Consider the following 5,929-nt stretch of genomic DNA (forward strand, 5'->3'; position numbering starts at 1 on the left):
ATAAAATTATCAAAGGTATACTTTTCTTTTAACCCAGTATCCGAATAAGGAATAGATGCTAACTTTGGACTATAGTCATAAAGAGTTGAATTTGTAGCTTCTTCAACTTGTGAGATAGTCGTATCTTGAGGTTTGGTGAAAATATAGTGGGGAGTTATTTCAGCATCATAAATTTCAAATCCAGCAACAACAATAATATCTTTTAGTTGTTTTTCCCAGACCATTTCCATTTCAGATCGTGGTAAAAATATAGTAGCAACATTTTCCTCTACTTTAATGAGTTCAGCTTGAATAGCATAGAAATCATACATGGATCGAGTCAGTCTTTCTTGAGCAAATTCTAATATACGATTCCAAAATTGTTTTTTTTTCAATCCTTTCTCCTCCTTTACTATTTAAAAGTTTAATACTAGACCTATTTTACCATAGAAAACAAGAATTTTCCACAAGCTGTGAGAAATAATCCACAATGTTATCAAGTTTTATCCACAAGTTGGGGATAAAATCAGAAACTATTGATTTATTAAGATTTTTATTGAAAAAAACAGTGGATAATTATGTGAAATACAAAAATAAAAGAACAGCCTTATTTCAGGCTGTTGATAATTCTACTGAATTCTTCTTGATTTGAAAAAGAAATAATGATTTTTCCACTATCTTTTTTAGATAGTTTAATTTCTACATCTAATCCGAGTAGTTTCTTTAACTGTTCTTCTTCATTTTGTATGAAATAATCAGTTTTTTGTTGTTTCTTTTGTTTTTTATCTGTCAGAAGAGCTTCTAACTTCCTTACAGAAATGTCTTCCTCTATGATTCGTTGAAAGAAATAGTCTTGTTGTTCCTTATTCAAGCCAACTAGCGAACGTGCATGTGCTTGTGATAGTTTGCCATTTTCTACTTCTGAGAGGATCTGTTCTGGTAAGGAAAGCAAGCGAATAGAGTTGCTGATATAAGGACGAGACTTGCCCATTTTATCTGCAATTTCAGCATGGGTAAATCCTTTTTCTACGAGAGATTCATAGGCGCGTGCTTCTTCTATTGGATTTAAATTTTCTCTTTGTAAATTTTCAATGATGGACTGGACCATCATCTCTTGGTCTGAGAGTTGTTTAACAACAGCTGGTATAGATGTTAGACCAGCTAAAAGTGAAGCTCGATAGCGTCTCTCTCCTGCAAGGATTTCATAACCAATTACAGGAGATTGACGAACAATAATCGGTTGAATGATCCCATTTTCTTTAATAGACTGTGCTAGTTCATTTAGTTTTTCTCTATCAAATTCTTTTCGAGGTTGATAGGGATTTTTTTGTATATCTGTGATAGAAATCATTTCAAATTTTTCCATGATTCTACACTAACACATCTTTTCTTTTATGTAAAGCTTTCTTTACATAGATGTCAATTAAGATTCTAAATCACCTGAACTCTTGTCAAGTTTAATAGATGTAGTTTCTTCTTTACTGTTACGATAGTAAGTTATCTTAATGGTATCTCCGATAGAATGATTGTAAAGAGCACTTTGTAAGTCTGTTGATGAAGCAATCTCTTTATCATCTACTTTTGTAATAACATCGTATTTTTCAAGGTGACCATTTGCAGGCATATTACCTTGCACAGAACGAATAACTACACCAGATGTTACACTGCTTGGAATATTCAGTCTTCTAATATCACTTGTATTAATATTTGAGAGATTGACCATTTGAATGCCCAAAGCTGGACGAATCACTTTTCCGTTATTTTCCAACTGTTCAATAATATTGATAGCATCATTTGCAGGAATTGCGAAACCAAGTCCTTCTACAGATGTTCCTCCATTTGTGGCAATTTTACTTGAGGTAATTCCGATAACCTGTCCTTGAATATTGATTAGTGGACCACCAGAGTTACCTGGGTTAATAGCAGTATCAGTTTGGATGGCTTTTGTAGAAATGGCTTGTCCATCTTCAGATTTTAAAGATACATTTCGATTAAGACTAGATACGATACCTTGAGTGACAGTATTTGCATATTCAGAACCTAACGGGCTACCGATGGCAATAGCAGTTTCTCCTACGGTTAACTTGCTAGAATCACCAAACTCAGCTACTGTTGTCACTTTTTCTGAAGAGATTTTGACGACAGCAATATCAGAGAAAGTATCAGCTCCGACGATTTCTCCAGGTACTTTAGTTCCATCTGACAAACGAATATCTACTTTGCTGGCACCATTTATAACGTGATTATTTGTGACAATATAAGCTTCTTTATCATTCTTTTTATAAATAACCCCAGATCCTTCACTAGAGATTTGCTGAGAATTCGTGTCAGTATCATCATTACCAAATACGCTATTTTGTCTGTTTGCTGAATAAGTAATAACGGATACAACAGCATCTTTTACTTTGTTAACAGCCTGAGTTGTTGAATTTTCGTTTTTATAGGCAGTTTGTGTAATAGTGCTATTGTTGTTAGAGGTACTTACAGTACTTTTTTGAGTTAGTTGGTTTATTGAAAAGCTACCCAAGGCTCCACTAATAAAGCTAATGACGATAACGACTAATAATTGAAACCATTTTTTGTAAAATCTTTGTAAATGTTTCATATTTGCCTCCATTTGATTTGAAATTATTGAAAGTATAAACTGACTAGCTTAATTATAACTTAAACACAAAAGTTTTTCACAGATTGTGGATAACTTTCAAAAATCTGTGGTTTTCTCGGCTAAAATTAACCTTTTATTTTGTGAATAAGATGTGAAAAAATAGAGAATATGTTAGAATAGAGTCATGAAAATTAAAGTTGTAACAGTCGGGAAACTGAAAGAAAAGTATTTAAAAGATGGTATTGCAGAGTATTCAAAACGAATTTCTCGATTTGCTAAGCTTGAAATGATTGAGCTAGCAGATGAAAAAACACCAGATAGGGCTAGTGAGTCAGAAAATCAAAAGATTTTAGAAATAGAAGGTCAGAGAATTTTATCAAAAGTTGGTGACCGTGATTTCGTTATTGTCTTGGCTATAGAAGGGAAAACTTTCTCCTCAGAAGAATTTAGTAAGCAGTTAGAAGAAGCTTCTATAAAAGGATTTTCTACTCTTACCTTTATTATTGGGGGGAGTCTGGGATTAGCACAGGATGTAAAAAAGAGAGCCAATCTTTCTGTTAGTTTTGGCCGTTTAACCTTGCCCCATCAGTTAATGAGACTAGTCCTTGCTGAACAAATTTATCGCGCTTTTACGATTCAGCAGGGCTCCCCCTATCATAAATAGAAAATTGACTTTTAATTGAATTTTTGGTAGAATAATTGTGTTAGGTCTCATAGCTCAGCTGGATAGAGCATTCGCCTTCTAAGCGAACGGTCGCAGGTTCGAATCCTGCTGGGATCAATATAGTAGCAAAGCTGGGAATTTTCTCGGCTTTTTTCTTAAAAAAGTACACTTGGGGAGAAAAAAATGACAGTTGAGAGAATTTTATCTAAAATGAAATTCCATTTTGTATAATGGTTTTTGTAAGTTAGCTTACAAGAAAAAAACATTTTAGGAGATTTTATTATGAAAAACACAGTTAAATTGGAACAGTTTGTAGCCTTGAAGGAAAAAGATTTGCAAAAGATTCAAGGTGGGGAGATGAGGAAAATGAATGAAAAGTCCTTTAATTTCTTTAATATCTTTAGAAGAAGATAAAGGAGTAGCAGAATGGATTTTTTCTTATTAGTAGATTTGATATTATATTTTTTAATTATTAGTCATAGTTACCGTTTAATTTGTAAAGGTCAAATAAATAGAAAAGAATTATTCGTTTTTGGTGCTTATACATTACTAACAGAAATAGTGTTTGATTTTCCCTTCTATCTTCTAAATTTAGATGGGTTAGGGATTGCAAGATTTTTATTTCCTTTGGGCTTATATTCCTATTTTAAATTGATTAAACAGTATGAGAGAGATAGAGGACTATTCCTAAGTTTACTACTAGCTCTTTTATATGAGAGCACTCATAACTTTCTGTCCGTAACTTTCTCCTCTATAACAGGAGACAATTTTGTTTTACAATATTATTACCCATTCTTTTCCGTTGTAACGGTGTTGACCTATTTTGTTGTCTTAAAAATCATTCATTATTTCCATTTGGAACTAGCCTATTTTGACAAGGACTACCTCTATCCTTTCTTGAAAAAAGTATTTTTTGCTTTACTACTGCTCCATATTGTATCTTTCGTTTCAAATATGGTAAGTACGATTAAACATTTGAATAGTTTTGGAAGTATTTTATCATCTATTGTTTTTATCTCGTTACTTTTGACTTTCTTTGCAATGAATTCTCATAAAGTTCAAATGGAGAAAGAGATTGCTTTGAAGCAGAAGAAATTTGAACAGAAACATTTACAGAATTATACAGATGAAATTGTCTGTCTGTATAATGAAATTCGTGGTTTTCGACATGATTATGCTGGGATGCTTGTCAGTATGCAGATGGCAATTGACAGTGGTGATTTACAGGAAATTGACAGAATTTACAATGAAGTGTTGGTCAAAGCTAATCACAAACTGCGTTCAGATAAGTACACTTACTTTGATTTGAACAACATAGAAGATTCAGCTTTACGAAGTTTGATTGCTCAGTCAATTGTCTATGCTCGAAATAATGGTGTAGAGTTTACACTGGAAGTAAAAGATATAATTACTAGACTACCAATAGACCTTCTGGATTTAGTTCGTATTATGAGTGTTTTATTGAACAATGCTGTCGAAGGATCGGCTGATAGTTATAAAAAGCAGATGGAAGTAGCAGTTATTAAGATGGAAACTGAAACAGTGATTGTGATTCAGAATTCATGTAAAATGACGATGACTCCTTCAGGAGATCTATTTGCTTTAGGATTCTCCACTAAGGGAAGAAATCGCGGGGTAGGATTAAATAATGTGAAAGAACTACTAGATAAGTACGACAATATTATTTTAGAAACAGAGATGGAAGGCAGTACATTTAGACAAATTATTAGATTTAAGAGGGAATTTGAATGAAAGTTTTAATTTTAGAAGATGTTATTGAACATCAAGTGAGACTAGAGAGAATATTGGATGAAATTTCGAAAGAATCGAATATTCCAATATCATACAAGACAACGGGAAAAGTCCGTGAATTTGAAGAATACATTGAAAACGATGAAGTAAATCAGCTTTATTTCCTAGATATCGATATTCATGGGATTGAGAAAAAGGGATTTGAAGTAGCTCAGCTCATTCGTCATTACAATCCTTACGCTATTATCGTCTTTATCACCAGTCGATCAGAGTTTGCGACTTTAACCTATAAATACCAGGTATCAGCCCTAGATTTTGTTGATAAGGATATCAATGATGAGATGTTTAAGAAGAGAATTGAGCAAAATATCTTCTACACGAAGAGTATGTTACTTGAAAATGAAGATGTTGTAGATTATTTCGACTACAATTACAAGGGAAATGATTTAAAAATTCCTTACCATGATATTTTGTATATTGAAACAACAGGGGTCTCTCATAAATTGCGCATTATTGGTAAGAATTTTGCAAAAGAGTTTTATGGTACCATGACAGATATTCAGGAAAAGGACAAACATACTCAGCGATTTTATTCTCCTCATAAGTCATTTTTGGTAAATATAGGCAATATCAGAGAAATTGACCGAAAAAATCTAGAAATTGTTTTCTATGAAGACCATCGTTGTCCTATTTCAAGGTTAAAAATTAGAAAATTAAAAGATATTTTAGAGAAAAAATCTCAAAAGTGATTGACAATTAGTAAGAAATTGATATAATGGTTATATCTGCTACAGATAGAAGGTCCGTTGGTCAAGGGGTTAAGACACCGCCTTTTCACGGCGGTAACACGGGTTCGAATCCCGTACGGACTATTTTATCCGCCATAGCTCAGTTGGTAGTAGCGCATGACTGTTAATCATGATGTCGTA

6 protein-coding genes, 2 tRNA genes and 1 pseudogene are annotated in these 5,929 nt (G+C 33.0%); 6 read left to right on the forward strand and 3 right to left on the reverse strand.

Annotated features, from left to right (window positions below; genetic code table 11):
* The 3 genes and pseudogenes from RWO85_RS09445 to RWO85_RS09455 form a co-directional block, all read right to left on the reverse strand.
* A pseudogene (locus RWO85_RS09445) lies at positions 1-374 on the reverse strand (chromosomal replication initiator protein DnaA); the annotation flags it as partial.
* 212 nt (positions 375-586) lie between these two features.
* Positions 587-1,345, reverse strand: a complete 759-nt coding sequence (locus RWO85_RS09450; RefSeq protein ID WP_314415543.1) for a ParB/RepB/Spo0J family partition protein — start codon at positions 1,343-1,345, stop codon at positions 587-589.
* A gap of 57 nt (positions 1,346-1,402) precedes the next feature.
* Positions 1,403-2,584, reverse strand: coding sequence for a S1C family serine protease (locus RWO85_RS09455; protein ID WP_314415546.1), 1,182 nt, complete (start codon positions 2,582-2,584; stop codon positions 1,403-1,405).
* A 184-nt stretch (positions 2,585-2,768) separates the two neighbouring features.
* On the opposite strand from RWO85_RS09455, the gene rlmH reads away from it, so the two are divergent.
* The 6 genes from rlmH (at position 2,769) to RWO85_RS09485 (ending at position 5,872) form a co-directional block, all read left to right on the forward strand.
* On the forward strand, positions 2,769-3,248 hold the full coding sequence (gene rlmH, locus RWO85_RS09460) for a 23S rRNA (pseudouridine(1915)-N(3))-methyltransferase RlmH (protein WP_314415549.1): 480 nt from the start codon (positions 2,769-2,771) through the stop codon (positions 3,246-3,248).
* Positions 3,249-3,291: 43 nt separating this feature from the next.
* Positions 3,292-3,365, forward strand: a tRNA-Arg gene (locus RWO85_RS09465).
* A 165-nt stretch (positions 3,366-3,530) separates the two neighbouring features.
* Positions 3,531-3,662: a competence-stimulating peptide ComC gene (comC, locus tag RWO85_RS09470; protein ID WP_261030037.1), complete on the forward strand. Its 132-nt coding sequence runs from the start codon at positions 3,531-3,533 to the stop codon at positions 3,660-3,662.
* Between the two features lie 12 nt (positions 3,663-3,674).
* The gene (comD, locus tag RWO85_RS09475) at positions 3,675-5,000 is read left to right on the forward strand and encodes a competence system sensor histidine kinase ComD (protein WP_314415550.1); all 1,326 of its coding nucleotides are present in this window, start codon (positions 3,675-3,677) and stop codon (positions 4,998-5,000) included.
* Entirely contained in the window at positions 4,997-5,749 is a 753-nt protein-coding gene (gene comE, locus RWO85_RS09480) for a competence system response regulator transcription factor ComE (RefSeq protein ID WP_000866065.1), read from the forward strand. Before comD ends, comE begins: the two co-directional genes overlap by 4 nt.
* 51 nt (positions 5,750-5,800) lie before the next feature.
* Positions 5,801-5,872 (forward strand) — tRNA-Glu (locus tag RWO85_RS09485).
* The last annotated feature ends 57 nt before the right edge of the window (positions 5,873-5,929 follow it).

The organism is uncultured Streptococcus sp., from assembly GCF_963521865.1.
Lineage (GTDB): Bacteria > Bacillota > Bacilli > Lactobacillales > Streptococcaceae > Streptococcus.

Excerpts from the sequence above, each read along its gene's own strand:
- RWO85_RS09450 (WP_314415543.1), bottom strand. The coding sequence starts at position 1,345 with ATGGAAAAATTTGAAATGATTTCTATCACAGATATACAAAAAAATCCC.
- RWO85_RS09455 (WP_314415546.1), bottom strand. The coding sequence starts at position 2,584 with ATGAAACATTTACAAAGATTTTACAAAAAATGGTTTCAATTATTAGTC.
- rlmH (WP_314415549.1), top strand. The coding sequence starts at position 2,769 with ATGAAAATTAAAGTTGTAACAGTCGGGAAACTGAAAGAAAAGTATTTA.
- comC (WP_261030037.1), top strand. The coding sequence starts at position 3,531 with ATGAAAAACACAGTTAAATTGGAACAGTTTGTAGCCTTGAAGGAAAAA.
- comD (WP_314415550.1), top strand. The coding sequence starts at position 3,675 with ATGGATTTTTTCTTATTAGTAGATTTGATATTATATTTTTTAATTATT.
- comE (WP_000866065.1), top strand. The coding sequence starts at position 4,997 with ATGAAAGTTTTAATTTTAGAAGATGTTATTGAACATCAAGTGAGACTA.